Source organism: Blastomonas sp. 34TW (assembly GCF_059803595.1).
In genome coordinates this window covers 87,636-110,166 of the sequence record NZ_JAPFGW010000005.1, presented here as the reverse complement: position 1 = coordinate 110,166, position 22,531 = coordinate 87,636, and the positions used below count along the sequence as shown (strand labels likewise).

Sequence of the window (22,531 nt, the reverse complement as noted above, 5' to 3'; positions counted from 1 at the left end):
TGGCGAGAACGCCGCTGCGCCGGGCGATCAGAACGCGCCGTGCCGCCCCTTGCCCCCGGCAAAGCTCGTCGCACCGCTCAAGGTTTCGCCGCTGGCGATCGTCTCGCGTCCCAGCCGTGCCTCAAGCGCAATAGCCTCGGCCTCGTCCAGTGACCATTGCGCCAGCGCACTAGCCCGGTCATTGCGCAAGCATTGCTGCGGAAACGCCGCGATCTGCGTCGCGAGTTCGACTGCAAGTTCGAGCGCGCCGCCATGCCGGGCGACGCGGTTGGCGAGGCCCATCTCGTGCGCCTCAGCCGCACCGACCTCGCGCCCGGTGAGCATCAGGTCCATCGCGCGTGAATGCCCGATCAGGCGCGGCAGGCGGATCGTGCCCATATCGACCAGCGGCACCCCGAAGCGGCGGCAGAACACGCCCGTGCGCGCGGTTTCCGCCATCACCCGCATGTCGCACCACAAGGCCAGTTCCATGCCGCCCGCGACCGCATAGCCTTCGATCGCAGCGATCACGGGCTTGTTCAGCTGCATCCGCGTCGGTCCCATCGGTGCCATACCGCTATCGGTGACCGGACGCCTGTCGCCTTCGCTCAACGCCTTCAAGTCCGCGCCCGCGCAGAAATGCCCGCCCGCACCGTGCAGGATCGCGACATGCACGCTGTCATCCTTGTCGATCCGCTCGAACGCCTCGAACAGCGCCAGCGCGGTCGCGCCATCGACCGCATTGCGCCTTTCGGGCCGGTTGATGGTGACGATCGCCACCTGCTGCTTGTGATCGATCTTGACGTTCATGCGCCCTTCGCTCCTGCTCCATCCGCCCGTGCTTCAATCTGTACCTGTCCGGTTTCATGACAGTAAACATGCCTGCCTGGACAGCACAATTGCGCCAGCCCCCCCAAGTCGCTATAGGGGCGCTGAGAGACGCCCCGGCCCTGCGCGCAATCGGTTGCCGCACCGGGGCGTCCTGCTTTCTATCGGAGATACGTGCCATGACCCGCCGCCGCCAGATTTACGAAGGCAAGGCCAAGATCCTCTATGAGGGTCCCGAGCCGGGCACGCTGATCCAGTATTTCAAGGATGATGCCACCGCGTTCAACGCCCAGAAAAAGGGCACGATCAACGGCAAGGGCGTGATCAACAACCGCATCAGCGAATATGTGTTCACGCGGCTTGCGCATATCGGCATCCCCACGCATTTCATCCGCCGCCTCAACATGCGCGAGCAGCTGGTGCGTCAGGTCGAGATCGTGCCGATCGAGGTCGTGGTGCGCAATGTCGCCGCCGGGTCGATCTGCAAGCGTTTGGGCCTGGAAGAAGGCCAGCCGCTGCCGCACACGCTGATCGAATATTGCTACAAGGACGACAGCCTGGGCGATCCGCTGGTCGCCGAAGAGCATATCGCGTGCTTCGGCTGGGCGAGCCAGGAAGAGATGCAGGACATCTCGTCGATGGCGATCCGCATCAACGATTTCATGTGCGGCATGTTCGCCGCGATCGGCATCCGCCTGATCGACTTCAAGCTGGAATTCGGACGCCAGTTCGACGGCGATTTCTCGCGCATCATCCTGGCGGACGAGATCAGCCCCGATGGCTGCCGCCTGTGGGACATGGAAACCGGCGAGAAGCTCGACAAGGACCGGTTCCGGCGCGATCTGGGCGGCGAGGTCGAGGCCTATCAGGAGGTCGCGCGGCGCCTGGGCCTGCTCAACGAGGGCGGCGACAACGAGGTGCTCGATCTCGACAGCCATCGCCGCCGCAAGGGCAAGTAACCCGCCGGTTTTGTCTGTGGGCGCTTGACGCGTCCGTCATCTTGCGCGGGGTCCGGCCCCGTGCAACATTTCCGCCACACAACAGCAAAAGTGGGTGGAGATGGATCGAGGCGGAAGGCTCCCAGGACCCGTGGCGAAATCGGCGCTGGCCGGCATGGCCGCTGCCGCACTCGCGCTGCTACCCGCCCCGCTTCTCGCGCAGACCGACGCGCCGCCCGCACCTGAAATCGTCACCGCAGCGCCCGCGCGCGACGAGGCCGCAATCGCCACCGCCTGGGGCTATGCCGCGAGCGACCTGACGCCCGATCCTGCGGTGCGGCTGGGCGTGCTGCCCAATGGCCTGCGCTATGCCATCCGCAAGAACGCGACCCCACCGGGCACCGCCGTCATGCGGCTGCTGATCGATGTCGGATCGACGGCGGAGGCCGAGGACGAACGCGGCCTCGCCCATTTCATCGAGCATATGGCGTTCAACGGCACCACCAATGTGCCCGAAGGCGAGATGGTCAAGATTCTGGAGCGGCTGGGACTCGAGTTCGGCGCGGATACCAATGCGTTCACCAGCTATGACCAGACCGGCTATCTGCTCGACCTGCCCAATGTAAAGGCGGAAACGGTCGACACCGCGCTCTATCTGCTGCGCGAGACCGCGAGCGAAATCCGTTTCGATCCGACTGCAATCGACCGCGAGCGCGGCGTGATCCTCTCCGAACTGCGCACGCGCGCCAATTATGCGCAGCGCAACCGCGAATCTTTGTTCGACTTCACCGTGCCCGGAACGCGCATCGCCACGCGCTCGCCGATCGGCGACCGATCCGTCATCGAGACCGCGCCCGCCGAGCGCTTCCGTAATTTCTACGAGCGGTATTACACGCCGGGACGCAGCACCCTGGTCGTGGTCGGCGATGTCGATGTTGCCGAGATCGAGGCGAAGATCCTGGCGAGCTTCGGCAACTGGGAAGCGAAGCACGGCGAAGCGCCCGATGTGCCACTCGGCAAGATCGATACCGCCCGCACCGATAAGGCGAACATCTTCACCCATCCCGCGATCGACGAGGTCGCCACCGTGCTGCGCTTCTCGCCTTATGTCGAGGAGCCCGACAGCAAGGCGACCCGCCGCGCCAAGCTCACCCGCGCGCTCGCCTACAACATCGTCGGGCGCAGGCTGGGCCGGATCGCGCGGCAGGAAAACGCGCCGTTCGTCGGCGCGTCGGTCGGTCGCTCGGACGTGTACAAAATCGCCAACCAGTCGGTGCTTAACGTCGCCACACGCGACGGCGAATGGCAGCGCGGGCTGGAAGCCGCCGAGCGCGAGCTGCGCGCCGCCTTGCGCTATGGCTTCACCAAGGCAGAACTCGCCGAACAGCTCGCCAATTTCACCACCGGTTACGAGAACGCGGTGCGCGGGCAGGATACGCGCAGCAACGATCAGCTTGCCGACCAGATCATGGGCATGGCCAAGGACGGAATGATCGTCACCACGCCCGAAAGCCAGCTCGAGCGCTTCTCCGCGCTGCGCGACGCGCTGACGCCCAAGATGCTGCTCGAGGCGCTGCGCAAGGATTTCGGCACGCTCGACAAGCCATTGATCCACCTGGCCACCAAGGTCGATCCGGCGGGCGGCGCGGACGGCGTGCGCATGGCTTTCGCCCAGGCACAGAAGACGAAGGTGACCCGGCCCCAGGCGCGCGATGCGCAGGCCTTTGCCTATCAGGATTTCGGCAATCCGGGCACCGTGGTCGCGGACAGCACGATAGAGGATCTCGGCATCCGCACCATCCGCTTTGCTAACAACGTGCGGCTGAACCTCAAGAAGACCGATTTCGACAAGAACCGCGTGCTGGTCTCGTTGCGCATCGACGGCGGCGATCTGCTCGCCTCGCGCGACAATCCCGAAGCGACGAGCCTGATGAACATCTTCGTGCGCGGCGGGCTGGAGGCGCACAGCCTCGACGATCTCTATTCGATCTTCGCGGGCCGTGCGGTGTCGCTGAATTTCGGGTCGGGCGAGGATTATTTCGGCGGTTATCTCGCGACCACACCCGATGACCTCAAGCTGCAGATGCAGGTGCTCACCGCATTCACCACCCATCCCGGCTATCGCAGCGAGGCGATCAACCAGTATCGCAGCTATCTGCCCAATTTCTATGCGCGGCTGAACGCGACACCCGAAGGCGCGATCGGCAGCCAGATCGGTGCGATCCTGTCCGACAACGATCCGCGCTTCTCTCTGGCGGACAAGGCGGTGTTCGAGAAGCTCACCTTTGATGACCTCAAGGCCGCGATCGGCGATCGGCTGGAAAAGGGCGCGATCGAGATCGGCCTGGTCGGCGATTTCGACGAGGAGCAGGCGATTGCGGCGGTTGCCGCGACCTTCGGCGCGCTGCCCGAGCGCGAGGCCGAATTCCGCGACTATGACGAGGCCCGCACCCGGCAGTTTACCCAGAACCGCAGCCCCCGCGTGCTGCATCACAAGGGCGAGGCCGACCAGGCGATCGTCGAATTCTACTGGCCGACCACGGATGACCGCGATTATCGCGAGGATGTGCGGCTGCGCCTGCTCGCCGAACTGCTGCAGATCAAGGTGACCGACCAGATCCGCGAGCAGCTGGGCGCCAGCTATTCGCCCGCGGCGCGCTCGTTCACCTCGTCCATCTATCCGGGCTATGGCTATATCCAGATCAGCACCAATGTCGCTTCGGACGATGTCGAGAAGGTGTCCGAAGCCGTGCGCCATATCGCCGCTGAGCTTTCCGCCCCTGCCCCGCTGGCGGGATCGCCTTCGACACCCTCGCCGATCGCAGCCGACGAGCTGGCGCGCGCACGCACGCCGATCCTGGAGAACATCGCCAACAGCGTGAAGAGCAACACCGCCTGGCTGGGTGTCGTCGACTCGGCGCAGAGCAAGCCCGCCAAGCTCGACCGGTTCCGCAGCGGCGGCGCCGCCTTCGGTACGGTGAGCGCAGACGAACTGCTTGCCATGGCGCGCACCTATTTGTCGCCCGATCGCGCGCTGCTGGTCCAGTCGCTCTATGAGGGCGCAGGGACGGGAACAGCGCTGGCGGCGCGCCAGTCGCCCGTCGCCGCCAACGCCGCGCCGCAATGATTCAGCTGCGCGTGCGGTATCCGCTGATGATGCCGAAGATGAACGACATGAACAGCGCCAGCTGAATGCGCCCGCCCGGGTCGCTCCAGCCCAGCAGCTCGTGGCCGAAGCCGAACAGTCCGATGAACATCGCCAGAGCCAGACCTGCCATGGTTCCCCCGCCTATTTGCTGAACAAAGGCTATGCCGTAGCGATTGACAGGGCTTTGTTAGGATGGGTTAACACAGGCACCGCGTCGCGCGAACCATGTCTGCCGCGATGCTCCCCCTTGCCCCTTTGCCGCCGCACGCTATAGGGCAGGCCAGAAACCCAGCCAGGAGGACGCCGATGAAGGCCCGCATCCATGTGACCCTGAAAGACGGCGTGCTCGATCCCCAGGGCCGCGCCATTCATCACGCGCTCGAAGGCCTGGGCTTTGGCGGTGTCGAGGATGTCCGCGCTGGTCGGCTGATCGAGCTGACCCTGGCCGACGGCACCAGCGACGAGGACATCGATGCGATGTGCCGCAAGCTGCTCGCCAATATGGTGATCGAGAACTATCGGGTCGAGAAGGTCGCATGAAGTCGGCGGTCATCACCTTCCCCGGATCGAACTGCGACCGCGATCTCGCCGTCGCGATCGAGCGGGTGACAGGTCACGCGCCGATCCGCCTGTGGCATGGCGAGCAGTCGCTGCCGGAAGGGCTCGACCTGATTGGCGTGCCAGGCGGCTTTTCCTATGGCGATTATCTGCGCTCGGGCGCGATGGCGGCACGCTCGCCGGTGATCGGCGCGGTGGTCGAGGCGGCAGAGCGCGGCGTCGCGGTGCTCGGCATCTGCAACGGCTTCCAGATCCTGACCGAGGCCGGGCTGCTGCCCGGCGCGCTGATGCGCAATGCCGGCATCCGCTTCGTCTGCCGCACGGTGGGCCTGACGGTCGAGAACACGTCCAGCCGCTTCACCAGCCTTTACGAAGCTGGCGAAACGATCCGCATCCCGGTCGCGCACCATGACGGCAATTATTTTGCCGACGAGGCGACGCTCGACCGGATCGAGGGCGAAGGCCAGGTGGCGTTCCGTTATGCCGAACCGGTCAACGGATCGGCGCGCGACATCGCCGGGGTGCTCAACGCCAAGGGCAATGTGCTCGGGATGATGCCGCACCCCGAGCGCGTGGTCGAAGCGCAGCACGGCAATACCGATGGCGCGCGGCTGTTCGAAGGCCTCGCCCGCGCGGTGCTCGAACGCGCCTGATCAGCCGTACAGCGCTCTCTGCTGGTCGCCGAACAGGCTCTGCACGTCGGTGGCTGTCATCGGGCGACCGTAGAAATAGCCCTGGATCTTCTTGCAGCCGAGTTCGCGGATGACCTGCACCTCGTGTTCGGTTTCCGCGCCTTCCGCCGTGGTCGACATGCCCAGGCTTTCCGCCATCGCCACCACTGCGCGGATGATCGCGATGCTTTCCTGCGCGCCCCTCGCCGCGCCCTGGACAAAGCTGCGATCGACCTTGATCGTGGTGAAGCGGGTCTTGCTGAGATAGCCCAGCGCCGAATAGCCGGTGCCGAAATCGTCGAGCGACAGGCCCACGCCCAGCGCAAGGATCTGGTCCAGCGTCTCGCCCGCGCGCGACCCCTCGCGCAGGAACACGCTCTCGGTCACCTCGAGCTCCAGCCGCTGGGGCGGCAGGCCGGTCTCCGACAACGCCTCGACCACTGTCTCGACAAAATCGGGTTCGTATAACTGTTCGGCCGAGACGTTGACCGCGACGCGGACATTGGCCGGCCAGGTCACCGCCTCGCGACAGGCGCGGTGCAGCACCCAGTTGCCGATCGGCACGACAAGCCGCGCATCTTCGGCCAGCGGGATGAAGCGCGCGGGTGACACCTGACCGAATTCGGGGTTGGACCAGCGGATCAGCGCCTCGAACGCGACCAGCGACTCGCTGCCGGCATCGACCACCGGTTGATAGGCAAGCGAGAACTCGTCCTTTTCCAGCGCCTTACGCAGCGCGATTTCCATGACGCGGCGTTCCTCGGCATGGCTGTGCAGCTTCGGCTCGTACACATTGTGCCGACCGCCGCCCTCGTCCTTCGAGCGATAGAGCGCAAGGTCGGCGCTGCGCATCAGCGTTTCGACCGTGCGGCCATCGCGCGTGCCGGTGGCAGAGCCAACGCTCGCACCAATGAACAGTGTGTGCTGATCGACCTCATAGGGGCGCGACAGCACATCGATGATGCGCGCCGCCAGATCGGAAATGCGCTGCCCATCGCCGGTATCGCGCATGACGACGGCGAACTCGTCACCGCCCAAGCGTCCGCACAGCTCGTCCTTGCCCATCAGCGAGCGCAGCCGCAGCGAGACCTGCGCGAGCAGCCTGTCGCCGACCAGATGGCCGAGCGTATCGTTGACCGATTTGAACCGGTCGAGATCGATCATCAGGAAGCCGCAGCGGCAATTCCACTGTTCGCATTCCTTGAGCGCACGATCGAGCGCCTCGGTGAGCTGGAGGCGGTTGGGCAGGCCGGTCAGCGTGTCGAACCGGGCCAGGCGCGCGATCTTCTCGGCGCTTTCGCGGCTTTCGGTGACGTCCGAGCCGACCCCGCGGAAACCCATGAACGTGCCATTGTCGTCATAGCGCGGCGAGGCCGACAGCTCCCACCAATAGGTCTTTTCCTCGCCATGCACCTTGACGACGAGGTTCGAGAAGCTTTCGCGTTTGGTGAGCTTGTCCGACAGGATGTGCAGGCTGGGGGCCAGGTTGCCGCTCTCCCAATGCTTGCCGGCGATCAGCTGGGTCAGCGGCATGCCCTCGATCTCGCTCGCCTCGCGGCCGGCGGCAAAGGCAAAGCGCGGGCTCGCGGCGACGATGCGGCGGGCGGCGTCGATCTGCCACAGCCAGTCGGCATCGCCTTCCTCGAACTCGCGCAGCAACAGGCTGACCACCTCGTCCTTTTCGGCAAGGCCCTGCTCGGAGAATTTGAACATCAGATAGGCGCGCGCATTCTCGAAGCCCGACAGTGCGAGCAGGATCGAGAAGCAGACGATCGCCCCGACCGTGACGATATTCTCGCCCTGCCAGAAGGCGATCACCGATGCAGCCATCAGCACCAGGTTGAACACGAAAGCGCCGAGCGGCAGCGCGTTGAGCAGCAGCGTGCCGCCGACCACCAGCGCGGCCAGGATTGTCCAGACCGCGGCGAGTTCCATCTGGGTCGCCATCGGCGCGAATACCAGGATGGGGACGCACCAGACAAAGGCGATCAGGCTCGTCGCAGCGACCAGCTGAAGCACGAAACGGCGGGCGACATGATCGTGATTGACCATCCCGCTATGGCGGTACAGCACGGTGGGGAAGTAGAGCGAGGCACCCAGCATGCCCATCCATCCGGCCAGCTGCCAGAGCGGCACGAAACCGCTGAACAGCTGGCACACCATCAGGCCAAGCACCAGATTGGTTACCACGCGCAAGATGGCATAGCGGGCCAGTCCGGTATATTGGATCGCGCGGAAATGATCCCAGTCGCCCTCGGGAGGGTCGCACAGGCCGAGAAGGGCCATGACCGGCAGGTCGCGCGCAGTCGAGGGTTTGGCGGGGGGCTTGCTCACCCGGGCGACATAGCGAAACAAAGTTAGCGAACGGTAACTGGTAGAGCCGGTTTCGCTACCGGGGCGTGCGGGTATTTGAAGGATATGATCGGGGCACCTTGCCTGCAACCGGCGTTGATCCGCAGGTTGCAGGCCTTGGCGAACTGGCCTGCTGCCGCACTCGTGCGGCCGCGTCTCAGATCAGATGACGGCCAGCATGATGACGGCGCTGCTCACGAAGGCAGCGGCCAGATTGAATGCAATACGCATGACGAACTCCTGACAAACTATGGAATTGGCCGCGCAGACATCCTGCTCTCTGACACGCTATTTAGGTCATAAGTGCTGTCCTACAAGTGCAATTGATTCGGATGCACTTGCACAAAACGCAATTCAATCGTCCGCCAGAGCAGCGCGCGCTGCCTCCCAATTGCGTCCGTCGAACGCTTCGGTTTGCGCCTGGACGCCGTGCCCGTCGTCAAGGCAGCGATAATCGACCGACCAGCTGTCGGGGTGCGACCGAGGCTGGTAGAAGCTGCGGATTCCGCAGGTCCGGCAGAAGAGGTGCTCGGCAGCGCCGGTGCCGAAACGATAGCTGGTCAGCTGGTCCTTGCCAGAAATCAGCCGAAAATGGTCGTGCGGAACGATCATGTGCAGAAAGCCTGTCTTGGCGCACATCGAGCAGTTGCATGCGAGCAGCCTTACATGCGCCTCCACATCCGCCTCGAAGCGAACGGCACCGCAATGACAGCCCCCCTGCACCGTGACAGGAGGCCCGTGCTTCTCGCATTCAATCGACCGGTTCGACAAGCATCCGCGCCCTGATATCGTCTGGCCAGGCAATCGCGCTGGCCTTCACAAGGTCCATGCATACCAGAGTGGCCGAGGCCCGCAACCGCGTCTCCTCGCCGCAGCGCACGACATAGCGTACCGCGCAGGAGGATCGCCCGACCTTTTCTACCGCCAGATCGATCGACAGCAGGTCGCCCAGCCGGCTGGGTGCGGCAAAGTCCGCCTCCAGATGCACGGTGGGCACACCGATCTGCCGGTCGAGATGCATGGTCTTGAAATCGACCCCGACGATATCGGCGAAATATTGCTCGACTGCGGCGTTGAGCATCTCGAAATAGCGCGGATAGAAGACGATGCCCGCTGCGTCGACATGGGCGAAGCGCACCGGCAGTTGCAGCACCTGCATCAGCGTTCCTCCGACTGGTCGAGCGAGCCGCGCAGCACGGCGAGCAGTCTGTAGAGCTGGTTGCGATCATCTGCGCCGATCCCGGCGAACATCTCTTCGACCCAGCCGTGATGCTCGCGGGCGACGGTGGCGAAATGCGCGCGCCCCTCGTCGGTCATGGTGACGATCGAGCTGCGCCGGTCGTGCTCGGGCTTGCTCACCGATACATGGCCCAGCCTGGCCAGTTGCTGGACGACAGCGGTGACATTGCCGTTCGAGACCAGCAGCCGCTGCGACAGCTCGCTCATCGCCAGCCCGCCCGGCTCGCGCTCCAGCGCGGCGAGCACATCGAAGCGCGGCAGCGTGGTGTCGAACTGATCGGCCAGACGTCGCCGCAGCCGCTTTTCGGCGATGGTGGTGCAGCTGAGCAGCCGCAGCCAGAGGCGCAGATTGGGATTGGGCTGGGCTTCGGATGCGCTGTGCACGTCCTCCTCCTGCCCTGCCTGGAATGCCGTTGCCATCAGGCCTGCACCGTAACCGCGCGGCTGTTGCGGAGCAACTGTTCCTGCCCCAGCCGATAGGCATCGTGCGCGCGCAGCCCCTTATAGCCTGCCGCTGCCGCCGCGTGCAGCGTCCAGGCGGGGTCGGCCAGATGCGGGCGACCCAGCGCGACCAGATCGGCGCGGCCTGCCACCAGGATCGAGTTGATCTGGTCGGCATCGGTGATGTTGCCGGCGGTGATCGTCGGGCATCCCGCCTCGTTGCGCACCTGATCGGACAGCGGCGCCTGGTACATGCGGCCATAGACCGGGCGCGCCGCCGGCGAGGTCTCACCCGAGGACACGTCGATGATATCGGCACCGGCGGCCATGAACGCGCGTGCGATCTCGACCGCGTCCGCGCCGGTGATTCCGCCTGGCACCCAGTCGTGCGCCGAAATGCGGACCGAAAGCGGCTTGTCCTGCGGCCAGACCGCGCGAACCGCCTCGACCACCGAGAGCGGGAACACCAGCCGCGCTGCCAGATCACCACCAAAAGCATCGTCGCGATGATTGGTGAGCGGGCTGATGAAGCCGGACAGCAGATAGCCATGGCCTGCCTGGATCTCGACCAGATCGAACCCGGCGCGGTCGGCGCGCCGGGCTGCATCGACAAAGGCGGCGCGGATCGCATCCATGCCCGCAGCGTCGAGCGCGGCAGGCGTCGCATATCCTTCCGCCCAGGGTTCGGCGCTCGCGGCGACCAGCGGCCAGCCAGCATCGCCCAGAGGCTTCTCGCCCTGCGACGGCACCGATACCGCACCGCGCGCGCCGGCATGGCCGATCTGCACGCCGATCGCGCTGCCCGCCGCGTGCGCGAAGTCGACGATCGACGACCAGCCATCGGCCTGTTCGTCGGTCCACAGGCCCGGACACGCCGGCGTGATGCGACCTTCGGGAGCGACCGCGCACATTTCGGTCATCACCAGCCCTGCACCGCCCAGCGCGCGCGCGCCATAATGCACCAGGTGGAAGGCGCCGACCCGCCCCTGATCGTCGGCCTGATAGGTCAGCACCGGTGCGACGACGACGCGGTTGGCCAGCGTCAGACCACGCAGCCGGAAGGGCGTGAACATCGGCGGTGCCTGGGTGTCGCCGCCTGCCTGGCTTGCAAACCAGCTTTCGACCTCGGCCAACCATTGCGTATCGCGCAACGCCAGGTTCGCATGGCTCACCCTCTGCGAGCGGGTCATCAGCGAATAGCCGAACTGGATGGGCGGGAAATCGATATAGCGGTCGAGCGTCTCGAACCATTCGGTCGAATTGCGCGCCGCATTCTGGATCTTGAGCACCTCGATGCGGCGTTCCTGCTCATATTCACCCAGCGCCTCGGCCAGCGCCGCGCGCTGATCGAGCCCGGCGCGATCGAGCACTGCGGCGAGCTTGATCGCATCCTCGAGCGCGAGCTTGGTACCCGATCCGATCGAGAAATGCGCGGTATGTGCGGCATCGCCGAGCAGCACGATATTGTCGAACGACCAGCGATGGCACAGCACCCGGCGAAAATTGATCCAGGCCGCCGAGCCGCGCAGATGCGTGGCGTTGCTGATCAGCGGATGGCCCTTCAGATGCCGCGCAAAGAGCTTTTCGCAGGCCGCGCGCGCCTCGTCCGGCTCCATCCTGTCGAAGCCGAGCCCCGCCCAGGTGCTTTCCGAACATTCGACGATGAAGGTCGAGTGCGTATCATCGAAGCGATAGGCATGCGCCCAGACCCAGCCGGCCTCGGTCTTCTCGAAGATGAATTCGAACGCGTCGAACAGCCGCGTGGTGCCCAGCCAGATGAACTTGTTGGCACGCACCTGGATGTCGACATCGAACCGGTCGGCGTACAGATCGCGCACGCGGCTGTTGATGCCATCGGCCGCGACGATCAGGTCATAGCCGGTCCAGGCCTCGATCTCGGGCGAGAATTCGGTCTCGAACATCAGATTGACGCCGAGCTCGCGCGCCCGCTCCTGCAGGATCACCAGCAACCGCTTGCGCCCGATGCCGATAAAGCCATGCCCCCCGGAGCGGATGCGCTCGTCGCCGATCACCACATCGACATCGTCCCAGTGTGCAAAGCTGTCCGCGATCGTCGCGGCACTCACCGGATCGTTGGCGCGCAGATTGCCCAGCGTCTGGTCGGAAAAGACCACGCCCCAGCCGAACGTGTCGCCCGCCTTGTTGCGCTCGAACACGGTGATGTCGTGCGCAGGATCGCGCAGCTTCATCGAGATCGCGAAATACAGCCCCGCCGGTCCGCCGCCCAGGCACGCGATGCGCATCGCCATTATGCCGCCACCACATTGTGCCGCAGGCGGCCGATACCCTCGACCGCGCATTCGATGACGTCGCCGGGCCAGAGGAATTCCTGCGGCGTGCGGCCCGCGCCGACGCCTTCGGGCGTGCCGGTGGCGATGATATCGCCCGGCTCCAGCGTGATGCCGACCGAGATATCGGCGATCAGTTCATCGACCTTGAACAGCATCTTGGCGGTGTTCGACCGCTGCTTCTCGACGCCGTTGACGGTCAGCCACAGGTCCAGCGTCTGCGGATCGGGGATCTCGTCGGCGGTGACGATCACCGGACCCATCGGCGCATAGCCATCCTGACCCTTGGAATAGATCCACTGACCGGCGCGGCGGCAATCGCGCGCGCTGAAATCGATCAGCACCGTATAGCCGAACACATAGGCCAGAGCATCCTCGCGCGCGACGCGCTTGGCGCGCGTGCCGATGATCGCTGCCAGCTCGACCTCCCAGTCGAGCTGCTGCGTGACATTGGCATCATGCGGGATCGGGTCGCCGGGGCCGACAACGCTTGTCGGCGGCTTGGAAAAGATCACCGGCTGGCGCGGCAGATCGGGCGAGGTGTCCAAGGCGGCGGCGGACTCGGCGACATGGTCGATATAGTTGAGACCGATGCCGAAGACATTCTTGCGCGGCCGCGGGATCGGCGCGAGCAGCTTCACATTGGCAAGCGGAATCGCGGTGCCAAGAGGAAAGTCGCCGTCCAGCTCCTCCAGCAGCGCGCTGGCGATGCGAACGGCCTCCGGCCCCAGATCGATGAACTCGAGCATGGAGGAAGGCAGCGGCACACCGGTCGCTTCGCCGAGCAGCCGCAGATCGACCACCAGCCGATCGACGACCGCACCCAGCCGGGCAGGCGCTTCGACATCGGCGCGAAAGGTCACAAGACGCATGAATGAAATCCTTCGAACAGGGGGAGAAAAGGAGAGGAAATGTCAGCTGGCAATCGGCTGGTGGCCGCCATTTTCGGCCAGCGCTTCCTGCCGGTAGAGACCGAGTGCACGCATCACCGGCAGATCGTGGAACGAGAACAGGCACGCATCCTCGCTGTCCGAGGCGTTGCAATGTTCGTGGAACATCCAGCTGGGCACCACGAAGATGTCGCGTTCCTGCCAGTCGAAACGCTGGCCGTTGATGATCGAATGGCCCGAACCCTTGGCACACTGATAGACGAAATTGCCCACCTCGCGATGCGCGCGGGTGCGCTCGCCGGGACGCAGCATCTGGATCGACGCGCCGATGGTGGACATCACCGCGCCGCCGGTCAGCGGGTTCATGTAATCCATGTGCACGCCGTCATACGGGCTGCCATCGGTGACCCTGGCATAGCGCTGGAGCGCTTCATAGGTCGGTTCCCATTCGTATTTGAACAGCGGCGAATAGCGCTTTGACCAGTCCTGACCTGCCGGGCGCAGCCCCGCGCCGGCCCAGGTCGCGGTCGAATCGTCGACCGGATAGGTCACGGCCTGGTTGAGGTCCGGATGCACCTCGTAGAAATTGGCGTCGAGCGCGTTCATCAGCGGAATGTCGAGCCCGTCCTGCCAGATGCATGGCGTTCCACCCTCTGCAACACCATGCTCGTGCCATGTGCCGTTGGGCGTCAGCACGAAATCGTTGCGGCCTAGCGTCATCTTGTGCCCGTCGACATTGGTGAACGCGCCCTCGCCCTCCATGATGAAGCGCAGCGCCGAGGCCGAGTGGCGGTGGCTGGAGGCGCATTCGCCCGGCGCCATCACCTGCAGCCCCGAATAGAGCCACCCCACCGCGGCCACGACATCCTGCCGCGCCGGATTGGCGAGATAGACCACGCGCCGCCCGGCTTGTTCCGGCGTCACCAGTTCGAGCGCGCGCATCACCCGGTCGCGAAGGTCGTTGTAGCGCCAGATGATCGGGACCGAGGGCGAGGCGGGCTCCCAAGGCTCGATCTTGTTCGCGACGGTCCACAGCGCGCCGGTTCCCAGCTCCTCGAGTTCGCGATAATAGCGAACCAGCTCCGGCGTATCGGTGACATTGGCCCTGCCCGCCACATCCTCGCGATACTGGTCATAGGTCGATGCCATTGCCGATTCCTCCGCTCGAGATATTTGAAGGTTAAAACTTTAAGCTTGAAACGTCAACTGTCAGAGCTATTCTGGCGGCGAGAATTTTGGGAGAGGCGCGACGATGGCGAGATACAAGGCAGCGGTGGTTCAGGCGGCGGCGCATCCCTTCGACCCGATGGCGTCAGCGGAAAAGGCGGCAGCGCTGATCCACGAAGCGGCGGCTGCCGGTGCGCGGCTGGCGGTGTTTCCAGAGGCCTTTATCGGCACCTATCCCAAGGGCGCGTCGTTCGGCACGCCGGTTGGCATGCGCAAGCCCGAGGGTCGCCGCGACTTCCAGCGCTATCACGAAGGCGCGATCGCGCTGGATGGGCCCGAGGTCGCCGCGATTGCAGAAGCCACGGCAGAAACCGGGCTTTTCGTGGTGATCGGCGTGATCGAGCGCGACGGAGGTACGCTCTATTGCACCGCCTTGTTCTTCGACGGCGCGGCCGGGCTGGTCGCCAAGCATCGCAAGCTTATGCCCACGGGAGCCGAGCGGCTGATCTGGGGCTTTGGCGACGGATCGACCATGCCGGTGCTCGACACGCCGCTGGGCAACATCGGCGCGGTGATCTGCTGGGAGAATTACATGCCCGCGATGCGCATGGCGATGTACGCCAAGGGCATCTCGATCTGGTGCGCGCCCACGGCCGACGATCGCGACGGCTGGCTCGCCTCGATGCGGCATATCGCGCTCGAAGGGCGCACCTTCGTGCTTTCGGCCTGCCAGCACATCACCCGCGCCGCCTATCCGCAGGACTATGACTGCGCGCTGGGCGACGATCCATCCACCGTGCTGATGCGCGGCGGAAGCTGCATCATCGGTCCGCTGGGTGACGTGCTCGCCGGGCCTGATTATGCAGGCGAGACGATCCTCTATGCCGAGATCGACACCGAAGAAGTGGTGCGCGGCAAATATGATTTCGACGTGACCGGCCATTATGCCCGGCCCGACATTTTCAGCCTGACCGTCGACGAGCGCCCCAAATCCTGCGTCATCCGCACCGTCGAGGATTGAGCCGCATGGAATTCGATCTCCGCGCGCTCGAGGTTCCCAAGCGCTACAAGCTGCTCGCCTCGTCCATAACGCCGCGCCCGATCGCCTGGGTCACCAGCCGCTCGGCCGACGGAATCCACAACGCGGCGCCGTACAGCTTCTTCAACATGATGGGCTCCGATCCGCCGACCGTGGTGCTGGGCCTGATGCTGCGGCCCGAAGGCGGCCTGAAGGACAGCGCGGTCAATATCACCACCACCGGCGAATTCGTCATCAACCTGGTGGGCGAAGCCGATGCCGAGGCCATGAACCTCACCTGCATCGACGCGCCGCCCGAAGTCGACGAGTGCGCACTGGCAGGGCTCGAGCTGCTGCCCTCGCGGCTGGTCGGGCCGCCACGCATCGCCAGCGCGCCGGTCAGCCTGGAATGCCGAGTGCTGGAAACCGTCTATCCCGGCGGCGAGGGCGGCCAGGTGATCGTCATCGGCGAGGTGCTGATGGCGCATATCGCCGACCAGTTCGTGCTCGATGCCGACCGCTGCCATCTCGATACGCTCGCGATGGGGCTGATCGGCCGCGTCCACGGCGCGGGCTGGTATGTGCGGCTGACCGACCTTTTCCAGCTGGACAGGCCGGTCTGGCCCAAGGATGCGCCTGGCTCAGAAGCCTGAGCCGGCAGCCCCTCCCCCGCCCGCGATCCAGCGGTCGATCTTCGCCTCCAGCACCGCCATCGGCAGCGCGCCGGTGCCGAGCACCTGGTCGTGATAGTCACGGATGTCAAAGGCCTTGCCCAGCGCCTTGCGCGCGCGTTCGCGCAGCACCGCGATGCGGATCTCGCCGATCTTGTAGGAACAGGCCTGGCCCGGAGAGGCAATATAGCGGTCGATCTCCACCGCGACATCCTTGGGCGCCATCGAGGTATTGGCGAGCATGTAATCGATCGCCTGCTGCCGCTGCCAGTTCTTCGCGTGCAGCCCGGTATCGACCACCAGCCGCACCGCGCGCAGCATCTCCATGTCGAGATGCCCGAACCACTGCAGCGGATCGGTGAACATGCCGAGATCTCGCCCCAGCGACTCGGCATAGAGCCCCCAGCCCTCCGAATAGGCGGTCGACGATCCGAAGCGCAGGATCGGCGGCAGCGCCTCGTTCTCGCGCGCCAGGGTCAGCTGGAAATGATGGCCCGGAATGCCTTCGTGCAGCGTCAGCGTCTCCAGCGTCGGGATGGGCCGGGTGCCCAGCATCGCCATGTTGAAATAGAGTGTTCCCGGCGACACGCCATCGGCAGGGCCGGGCCGGTAATAGCCGGTGCCGCGCTGGTCGCCGAGCGCGGGCAGCGGCGCGACGCGGAACGGCGCCTTGGGCCGCCGGGCGAACAGCTTGGGGATGGCCGGCCAAATCTTCGCCTCGATCGCAGCGAAGCGCGCGAGCAGTTCCTCGGGAGTCTTGTAATAATATTGCGGATCGGTGCGGATATGCTCGAACAGCCCGGCAAGGTCGCCCTCGAAGCCGATGTCCTTGCGCGCCTGCTCCATCTCGCTGCGGATGCGTGCGACCTCCGACAGGCCGAGCGCATGGATCTCGTCTGCGCCAAGGCTCGTCGTCGTGTGCCGCGCCAGCTCCGCCGCATAAAGCCGCGCGCCATCGGGCATCGCCCCGCGCCCCGGCAGCGCGAGCGCCTTCGGCGCGTAATCGCTGGTAAGGAAATCGTGCCACAGCTGATAGCCGGGCAGGATACGCTGGCGTATCAGCGTGCGATAGGCGGCGGTCAGCCGCTCGCCATCGCTGGCCTTGACCGGATCGGGCATCCGCCGGATCGCCGCGAAAAACGGCGTGTCGTCGGGCGCGAGCGCCAGCATCGCATCGACCTGGCGCAGCACATTGGCGACCACGACCTGCGAATGGACATGGCCCGAAGCCAGCCCCTCGCGCAGCCGCACGATCGCGGTCTGCAGATAATCGGCAAAGCCGTCGAGTCGCTCCAGGCCGCGCTCGTAATCGGCGAGCGACTCGAAGCGCGCGCCGCCGCCCGAAACGAAATCGGCGACCTCGACATGCGGGCCGAACGAGGGGTCCAGCGCCAGTTGCCGCTTGATGACGAACAGCCCGCTGTCGAACAGGTTCAGCACCTCGCGGGTGCGATAGGCGAACACGTCATAGGCGATCGCGTCCTGCGGCGAGAGCGCCTTGCGATCGATCTGCTCGAGCGCCTGCTTCTGCGCCTGCTTGTTGGCGCGCAGCGTGTCGCCATAGGCATCGCCCAGCGGGTCGACATAGGCCGGGCCGCTGCTCTCGCCGCGCCGTTCGTCGGACAGCGGATCGAGCACAGCGTCGGCCGCATCGGCCTGTTCGAGCAGCGCGCGCAGCCTGGCCCCGGCATCGTTCGCCTGCGCCTGCAACGGCATGGCCGCCACCGCCCCCAGCGCGAGTCCGCCCGCCAGCGTGGTTCTGCGCGTCACTTCCAGTCCGTTGGTCGGCATGTCCTTGTCTCCCTGATGCGCCGATCCTCACCACAGCCGGCACAGATTCAAGCGCTGAGATCGGCAGAGCGCATTTGATCATACTGGCCATCCGGCGCCGAAATCGCGCGTTTACAACAATCTAATTTCATCACGGCGCTGGCTACCTTTCATATGTTGCGCCTGACGCAACGATTCGGATGTTTTTGCTGCATTGCACGAATGCGTCATTTGCGTGACGTTGCACGTATTCAAGGGGCTGCGGGGACAGGCATATGCGCTACCGGCGATGGATGATGGCGGCGATGGCAACGGCGGCGACGCTGATGCCACTGGCGACGGCGGGCGTGGTAGAGGCGCGCGAAGGCAAGATCATGGTCGACCAGGAGGTCAGCACCGAGGTGATCGCGCTGGTCGGCGGCAATGTCGTCGATGTCGACACCGGCAATGTCATGATGAACGCGGTCGTGATCGTTACCGGGGGGCGCATCAGCGCGGTGGGGCCTGCTGCCTCGACCACCATTCCGCCCGATGCCAAGCAGGTGTCGATGGCGGGCCGCTGGCTGATCCCCGGCCTGATGAACATGCACACGCATTACGGGCTCAAGCTGCCCGGTGCGGCAGGTGCGGCGCTGGTCAATGAGACCGACCCGCAACAGGTGCTGCGCATGGCGGGCAATGCGCGAAAGTCGCTGCTTGCCGGGGTCACCACCACGCGCTCGACCGGCGAGGATCATGGCAATGACTTCGCGCTACGCGCCGCGATAGAGCGCGGCGACGTGATCGGCCCGCGCATCCTGACCGCAGGCGAGATCATCGTGCCCACCGGCGGCCATGGCTCGCTGGAAGCCGATGGCCCCTATGGCCTGGCGACAGCGGTGCGCAAGCAGATCAAATATGGCGCGGACTGGATCAAGATCGCGATCTCGGGCGGCATTTCGGACACGCACGGCGCGATCGGCGCGGCGCCGATGACCGACGAGGAACTGTCCACGCTGATCGAGGTGGCGCATCGCAACGGCATTCCGGTGACCGCGCACAATGGCTCGGCCGAGGCGGCGCAGCAGGCGCTCAAGTTCGATATCGATTGCTTCGAGCACGGCTATTATCTCGACGATGCCGCGTTGCAGCTGATGAAGAAAAAGGGCGTGTGGCTGGTGCCGACCATCGTCGTCAGCCAGCCGGGCGCCAAGGAATTCTACAAGAAGATCGGATCGCCCGCCTGGTATCTCGCCCGCGTCGACAGCACCGGCAAGGAACATTGGGCGATGCTGCAAAAGGCGATCCGCCTGGGCGTCAACATCGCGCTGGGCACCGACCAGTTCCCGTTCGAGCCCAATGACGGCACCACAGCGACCGTCGCCGAGGCCGAGCTTTACGTGAAGGCGGGCATGACGCCGCTCCAGGCGCTGCGCTCGGGCACCACCGAGACCGCGCGGATGCTCAAGATCGACGACATGACCGGTCGTATCAAGCCGGGTCTGGCGGCGGACATCATCGCGGTGAACGCCAATCCCGTCGAGAACATCTCGGCGCTGCGCACCATCGATTTCGTGATGAAGGACGGCCGCATCTATCGCGACGACAAGACCGGCCTCATCGCACAATGAAGGGGATTTCCAAGATGACCATGATGACCAGACTGATCGCCGGGGCCGCACTGGCGCTCGTGCCCGCTCTGCCGGTGCTCGCTCCGGCGGCCATCGCCGCGCCCGTCGCTTCGGACGATCCGGTGTCGCAGATGTTCGTCTGGTGGAACGAGGCGTTCAAGACCCCCGGCGCGTTCAGCCCTGAGAATTTCCGCAAGCATTTCACCGAGGATGCGACGCTGGTGCTCGAGGGCAAGACCGTGATCAACGGCGTCGAAGGCTGGGCGAAGCATTTCCAGAAGATCCAGGCCGGTGGCGGCGATGTCGAGATCGTGGTGCCGTTCAAGGACATGTTCCGCGTTGGCGACCGGGTCTACACCTATCACGTCATTCGGTCGCGCCGGGACGGCAAGACCGCCTGCTCGCTGGCGGCGGGCCATGGCGTGATCCGCGACGGCAAGATCGCCTCGATCGTGCTGGTCCGCTCGGAGCTCGATCCGGCCAAGGGCCAGACGGATCCGCAATGCTGGACGCGCTGAACACATGACGGTTTCGGCGGAGCGACCCTAAAGGCGCCCGCCCAAATTCCAGGGGAATGAAAAACCATGTCGCCGGCTCCTGTTGGCGGCAGAAAAGGGGATATTGCCATGACGATTGCCACAACGACCGCCCATCTGCGCATGGGAACCGGCCTGATCGCGCTTGCCCTTTGCAGCATCGCGGCACCGGCGCTGGCGCAGGACGCCGCCCAGGCCGACGCGACCGAGACCGAAGCCAAGGACGAGATCATCGTGACGGCGCAGCGCCGCTCGCAGTCGATCCAGGACGTGCCGATCGCGATCACCGCGGTCACCGCGCAGACGCTGAAGGACCAGAACGTCCAGAGCGTCGAGGACTATTTCGCGCTGACGCCCAATGTCAGCTTCCAGACCAACGGATCGCGCGACCGCAAGGACCTGTCGATTCGCGGCATTTCCAACCAGCTCAACCCTTATGCCGATGTCCGCCAGTCGAGCTATGCCTTCTATATCGACGAGTTCAACGTCGCAGCAGGCACCAGCAACCCGCAGATCGTCGATCTAGAGCGGATCGAGGTGCTGCGCGGGCCGCAGGGCACCTATTTCGGCCGCAATGCGGTGGGCGGCGCGATCAACGTCATCACCAAGAAGCCGGTGCAGAACTGGGAAGGCGAGCTCGAGGCCGCCTATTCCAACTACGACACCTTCCGCGCGCAGGGCGTGCTGAACATTCCGGTGATCCCCGATCTGCTCGCGGTGCGCGCTTCCGCGCAATACGAAAAGAGCGACGGCTATATCCGCAACATCAACCCGATCGGCGGCGGCAACGACAGCAAGTTCTACACCGCGCGTGTCCAGGCGCGGCTGACCCCGACCGATCGGCTGACCTGGGATTTCGCCTATAGCTATTCGAACGAGGAAGTCGGCATGCGCAACGGCGTGCCGACCGGCGCGGTCACCGGCACCTGGGCGAGCGTCTATTACGGCGTCAACTACAACGCCACCGGCCGCACCACGACGATCACCGGCGCACCCGACGGCGTCGGCTTCTTCCCTCAAAATGACAACAAGGTGAACTTCAACCGGCCGCAGAATGTTGGCAGCACCTATCAGTATTTCAGCTCGCGCGCAGTATGGGATTTCGACGTCGCGACGCTGACCGGCGTGGTCGGCCATCTGACCTCGGACGTGTTCAACTTCGGCGATGTCGACGGCGGCAGCCCCGACTTTTTCTACGAGGACTTCTTCCTCAAGCGCAAATCGACCAGCGGTGAGCTTCGCCTGCAGTCGAACGGCAAGAACTTCCTCGACTGGAGCGTCGGCGCGTTCATCGGCCGCGATACCGGCACCACCGACCAGTCGACCTTCCACGGCCGCAACAGCCCGCTGTGCCCCGCCGGACGCGTCGGCAACTGCTCGGGGCTCGAGGTCACCGGGTTCGATTCCGACAGCACGACACGCTATTTCGCGATCTTCGGTGAGGCGACGCTGCATTTCACGCCCGAGCTTACCCTGGTGCTCGGCGGCCGTTATTCATGGGAAAAGACCCGCAACTTCGCCGAAAACCGGTCGAACCTCACCATCACTGGCGTCAACGACCGCACTGCGGACTTCGAGGACTTCTCGCCCAAGGCGACGCTGAGCTACAAGCCCAGCAATTCGCTGATGGTCTATGCGACCGCATCGCGCGGCTTCAAGTCGGGCGGCACACAGACCTCGAACAACGTCAACCTGTCCAACGATTTCGACCCCGAAACGCTGTGGAACTATGAGGTCGGCACCAAGTTCGACCTGTTCGACAACCGGGTGCGGGTCGACATTGCCGGCTTCTACATGGACTGGAAGAACGTCCAGCAGACCATCCGCTTCCAGTTCATCGATCCGGCGACCGGACTGCTGCGCGGCGTCAGCGGCATCGCCAATGCGGCGAGCGCGGAGAGCTATGGTATCGAGGGCAGCTTCGACGCCAAGATCACCGACAACTGGAAGCTCGGCGGCCAGGTCGGCTACAACAACACCAAGTTCAAGAGCTATCCCAACGCTCTGATCGACGGCATCGTCATCGACATTTCGGGCCGGCCGCTGGTCAATGCGCCCAAATGGACCTTCGGTGCGCAGACCCAATATACGCAGCCGCTGCGCGAAGGGCTCGACGCCTTCGTCCGCGCCGAATGGAGCTATCGCAGCTCGATGCTCTCCACCCCGCTCGCCTATCGCTATAGCGGCTTCCCGTTCATCTCGCCCAGCTATCACAATGTGAACCTGCGCGCGGGCATCGAGGGCGAAAAATGGCGTGCCACGGTGTTCGTCGAGAACCTTTTCGACGCGAAATATTTTGCCAACGCTTATGAAAAGGCCTTTTATTCGGGCGTTCAGGTGGAGCCCTCGTTCCAGAGCTATGGCATCATCCTGAGCTACAAGTTCTGAAGCAGGTACAAGGGGTTA

Annotated in this window: 19 protein-coding genes; 9 read left to right on the top strand and 10 right to left on the bottom strand. The window is 64.8% G+C overall.

The window, feature by feature from the left end; translation table 11 throughout:
* Positions 1–27: 27 nt before the first annotated feature.
* The gene (locus OPU69_RS08365) at positions 28–789 is read right to left on the bottom strand and encodes a crotonase/enoyl-CoA hydratase family protein (RefSeq protein ID WP_498510336.1); all 762 of its coding nucleotides are present in this window, start codon (positions 787–789) and stop codon (positions 28–30) included.
* 197 nt (positions 790–986) lie between these two features.
* On the opposite strand from OPU69_RS08365, the gene purC reads away from it, so the two are divergent.
* Entirely contained in the window at positions 987–1,766 is a 780-nt protein-coding gene (gene purC, locus OPU69_RS08360; RefSeq protein ID WP_060977195.1) for a phosphoribosylaminoimidazolesuccinocarboxamide synthase, read from the top strand.
* Between the two features lie 130 nt (positions 1,767–1,896).
* Positions 1,897–4,872 (top strand): M16 family metallopeptidase, encoded by a 2,976-nt coding sequence (locus OPU69_RS08355; protein ID WP_498510333.1) that lies wholly within the window; start codon positions 1,897–1,899, stop codon positions 4,870–4,872.
* A gap of 1 nt (position 4,873) precedes the next feature.
* Here OPU69_RS08355 and OPU69_RS08350 read toward each other — a convergent pair whose 3' ends face one another.
* Positions 4,874–5,023, bottom strand: a complete 150-nt coding sequence (locus OPU69_RS08350; RefSeq protein ID WP_023836388.1) for a hypothetical protein — start codon at positions 5,021–5,023, stop codon at positions 4,874–4,876.
* Between the two features lie 176 nt (positions 5,024–5,199).
* On the opposite strand from OPU69_RS08350, the gene purS reads away from it, so the two are divergent.
* Together purS and purQ are read left to right on the top strand one after the other, a co-directional pair.
* A complete protein-coding gene (gene purS, locus OPU69_RS08345; RefSeq protein ID WP_110299146.1) occupies positions 5,200–5,433 on the top strand; it encodes a phosphoribosylformylglycinamidine synthase subunit PurS in 234 nt (77 codons plus the stop codon).
* Entirely contained in the window at positions 5,430–6,104 is a 675-nt protein-coding gene (purQ, locus tag OPU69_RS08340; protein ID WP_060977198.1) for a phosphoribosylformylglycinamidine synthase subunit PurQ, read from the top strand. Before purS ends, purQ begins: the two co-directional genes overlap by 4 nt.
* On the opposite strand, the gene OPU69_RS08335 is transcribed toward purQ, so the two are convergent.
* The 7 genes from OPU69_RS08335 to OPU69_RS08305 all read right to left on the bottom strand — a co-directional run bounded on the left by OPU69_RS08335 (position 6,105) and on the right by OPU69_RS08305 (position 14,502).
* Positions 6,105–8,456 carry a putative bifunctional diguanylate cyclase/phosphodiesterase gene (locus OPU69_RS08335; protein WP_498510330.1) on the bottom strand — a complete coding sequence of 784 codons (2,352 nt, stop codon included), beginning with the start codon at positions 8,454–8,456 and terminating at the stop codon, positions 6,105–6,107.
* Between the two features lie 372 nt (positions 8,457–8,828).
* On the bottom strand, positions 8,829–9,197 hold the full coding sequence (locus tag OPU69_RS08330) for a GFA family protein (RefSeq protein WP_353611418.1): 369 nt from the start codon (positions 9,195–9,197) through the stop codon (positions 8,829–8,831).
* Between the two features lie 28 nt (positions 9,198–9,225).
* Positions 9,226–9,633: an acyl-CoA thioesterase gene (locus OPU69_RS08325; protein ID WP_060977200.1), complete on the bottom strand. Its 408-nt coding sequence runs from the start codon at positions 9,631–9,633 to the stop codon at positions 9,226–9,228.
* Positions 9,633–10,133: a MarR family winged helix-turn-helix transcriptional regulator gene (locus OPU69_RS08320; RefSeq protein ID WP_060977201.1), complete on the bottom strand. Its 501-nt coding sequence runs from the start codon at positions 10,131–10,133 to the stop codon at positions 9,633–9,635. The genes OPU69_RS08325 and OPU69_RS08320 overlap by 1 nt, the downstream gene beginning before the upstream one ends.
* A complete protein-coding gene (locus tag OPU69_RS08315) occupies positions 10,133–12,424 on the bottom strand; it encodes a bifunctional salicylyl-CoA 5-hydroxylase/oxidoreductase (protein WP_498510327.1) in 2,292 nt (763 codons plus the stop codon). Before OPU69_RS08315 ends, OPU69_RS08320 begins: the two co-directional genes overlap by 1 nt.
* The gene (locus OPU69_RS08310) at positions 12,424–13,335 is read right to left on the bottom strand and encodes a fumarylacetoacetate hydrolase family protein (RefSeq protein WP_498510325.1); all 912 of its coding nucleotides are present in this window, start codon (positions 13,333–13,335) and stop codon (positions 12,424–12,426) included. The genes OPU69_RS08315 and OPU69_RS08310 overlap by 1 nt, the downstream gene beginning before the upstream one ends.
* Positions 13,336–13,377: 42 nt before the next feature.
* Positions 13,378–14,502, bottom strand: coding sequence for a cupin domain-containing protein (locus OPU69_RS08305; protein ID WP_498510323.1), 1,125 nt, complete (start codon positions 14,500–14,502; stop codon positions 13,378–13,380).
* A 103-nt stretch (positions 14,503–14,605) separates the two neighbouring features.
* Here OPU69_RS08305 and OPU69_RS08300 point away from each other — a divergent pair, with 103 nt between their 5' ends.
* Both OPU69_RS08300 and OPU69_RS08295 read left to right on the top strand, forming a co-directional pair.
* Positions 14,606–15,541 carry a carbon-nitrogen hydrolase family protein gene (locus OPU69_RS08300; protein ID WP_498510321.1) on the top strand — a complete coding sequence of 312 codons (936 nt, stop codon included), beginning with the start codon at positions 14,606–14,608 and terminating at the stop codon, positions 15,539–15,541.
* Positions 15,542–15,546: 5 nt separating this feature from the next.
* On the top strand, positions 15,547–16,191 hold the full coding sequence (locus OPU69_RS08295; protein WP_498510319.1) for a flavin reductase family protein: 645 nt from the start codon (positions 15,547–15,549) through the stop codon (positions 16,189–16,191).
* On the opposite strand, the gene OPU69_RS08290 is transcribed toward OPU69_RS08295, so the two are convergent.
* Positions 16,180–18,000, bottom strand: a complete 1,821-nt coding sequence (locus OPU69_RS08290) for a DUF885 domain-containing protein (protein WP_498510317.1) — start codon at positions 17,998–18,000, stop codon at positions 16,180–16,182. The genes OPU69_RS08295 and OPU69_RS08290 overlap by 12 nt on opposite strands.
* Positions 18,001–18,254: 254 nt before the next feature.
* On the opposite strand from OPU69_RS08290, the gene OPU69_RS08285 reads away from it, so the two are divergent.
* From OPU69_RS08285 to OPU69_RS08275, 3 genes are all read left to right on the top strand, one after another.
* Positions 18,255–19,589, top strand: coding sequence for an amidohydrolase family protein (locus OPU69_RS08285; protein WP_208597806.1), 1,335 nt, complete (start codon positions 18,255–18,257; stop codon positions 19,587–19,589).
* 14 nt (positions 19,590–19,603) lie between these two features.
* Positions 19,604–20,107 carry a nuclear transport factor 2-like protein gene (locus OPU69_RS08280; RefSeq protein ID WP_498510315.1) on the top strand — a complete coding sequence of 168 codons (504 nt, stop codon included), beginning with the start codon at positions 19,604–19,606 and terminating at the stop codon, positions 20,105–20,107.
* A gap of 108 nt (positions 20,108–20,215) precedes the next feature.
* On the top strand, positions 20,216–22,513 hold the full coding sequence (locus tag OPU69_RS08275) for a TonB-dependent receptor (RefSeq protein ID WP_066114351.1): 2,298 nt from the start codon (positions 20,216–20,218) through the stop codon (positions 22,511–22,513).
* Positions 22,514–22,531: the final 18 nt, after the last annotated feature.

Bases quoted from the DNA above. Each gene is read 5' to 3' on its own strand.
- OPU69_RS08280 (WP_498510315.1), top strand. From the start codon at position 19,604: ATGACCATGATGACCAGACTGATCGCCGGGGCCGCACTGGCGCTCGTG.
- purS (WP_110299146.1), top strand. From the start codon at position 5,200: ATGAAGGCCCGCATCCATGTGACCCTGAAAGACGGCGTGCTCGATCCC.
- OPU69_RS08275 (WP_066114351.1), top strand. From the start codon at position 20,216: ATGACGATTGCCACAACGACCGCCCATCTGCGCATGGGAACCGGCCTG.
- OPU69_RS08285 (WP_208597806.1), top strand. From the start codon at position 18,255: ATGCGCTACCGGCGATGGATGATGGCGGCGATGGCAACGGCGGCGACG.
- OPU69_RS08290 (WP_498510317.1), bottom strand. From the start codon at position 18,000: ATGCCGACCAACGGACTGGAAGTGACGCGCAGAACCACGCTGGCGGGC.
- OPU69_RS08365 (WP_498510336.1), bottom strand. From the start codon at position 789: ATGAACGTCAAGATCGATCACAAGCAGCAGGTGGCGATCGTCACCATC.
- OPU69_RS08350 (WP_023836388.1), bottom strand. From the start codon at position 5,023: ATGGCAGGTCTGGCTCTGGCGATGTTCATCGGACTGTTCGGCTTCGGC.
- OPU69_RS08300 (WP_498510321.1), top strand. From the start codon at position 14,606: ATGGCGAGATACAAGGCAGCGGTGGTTCAGGCGGCGGCGCATCCCTTC.
- purQ (WP_060977198.1), top strand. From the start codon at position 5,430: ATGAAGTCGGCGGTCATCACCTTCCCCGGATCGAACTGCGACCGCGAT.
- OPU69_RS08295 (WP_498510319.1), top strand. From the start codon at position 15,547: ATGGAATTCGATCTCCGCGCGCTCGAGGTTCCCAAGCGCTACAAGCTG.
- OPU69_RS08315 (WP_498510327.1), bottom strand. From the start codon at position 12,424: ATGGCGATGCGCATCGCGTGCCTGGGCGGCGGACCGGCGGGGCTGTAT.
- OPU69_RS08320 (WP_060977201.1), bottom strand. From the start codon at position 10,133: ATGGCAACGGCATTCCAGGCAGGGCAGGAGGAGGACGTGCACAGCGCA.
- purC (WP_060977195.1), top strand. From the start codon at position 987: ATGACCCGCCGCCGCCAGATTTACGAAGGCAAGGCCAAGATCCTCTAT.
- OPU69_RS08310 (WP_498510325.1), bottom strand. From the start codon at position 13,335: ATGCGTCTTGTGACCTTTCGCGCCGATGTCGAAGCGCCTGCCCGGCTG.
- OPU69_RS08325 (WP_060977200.1), bottom strand. From the start codon at position 9,633: ATGCAGGTGCTGCAACTGCCGGTGCGCTTCGCCCATGTCGACGCAGCG.
- OPU69_RS08305 (WP_498510323.1), bottom strand. From the start codon at position 14,502: ATGGCATCGACCTATGACCAGTATCGCGAGGATGTGGCGGGCAGGGCC.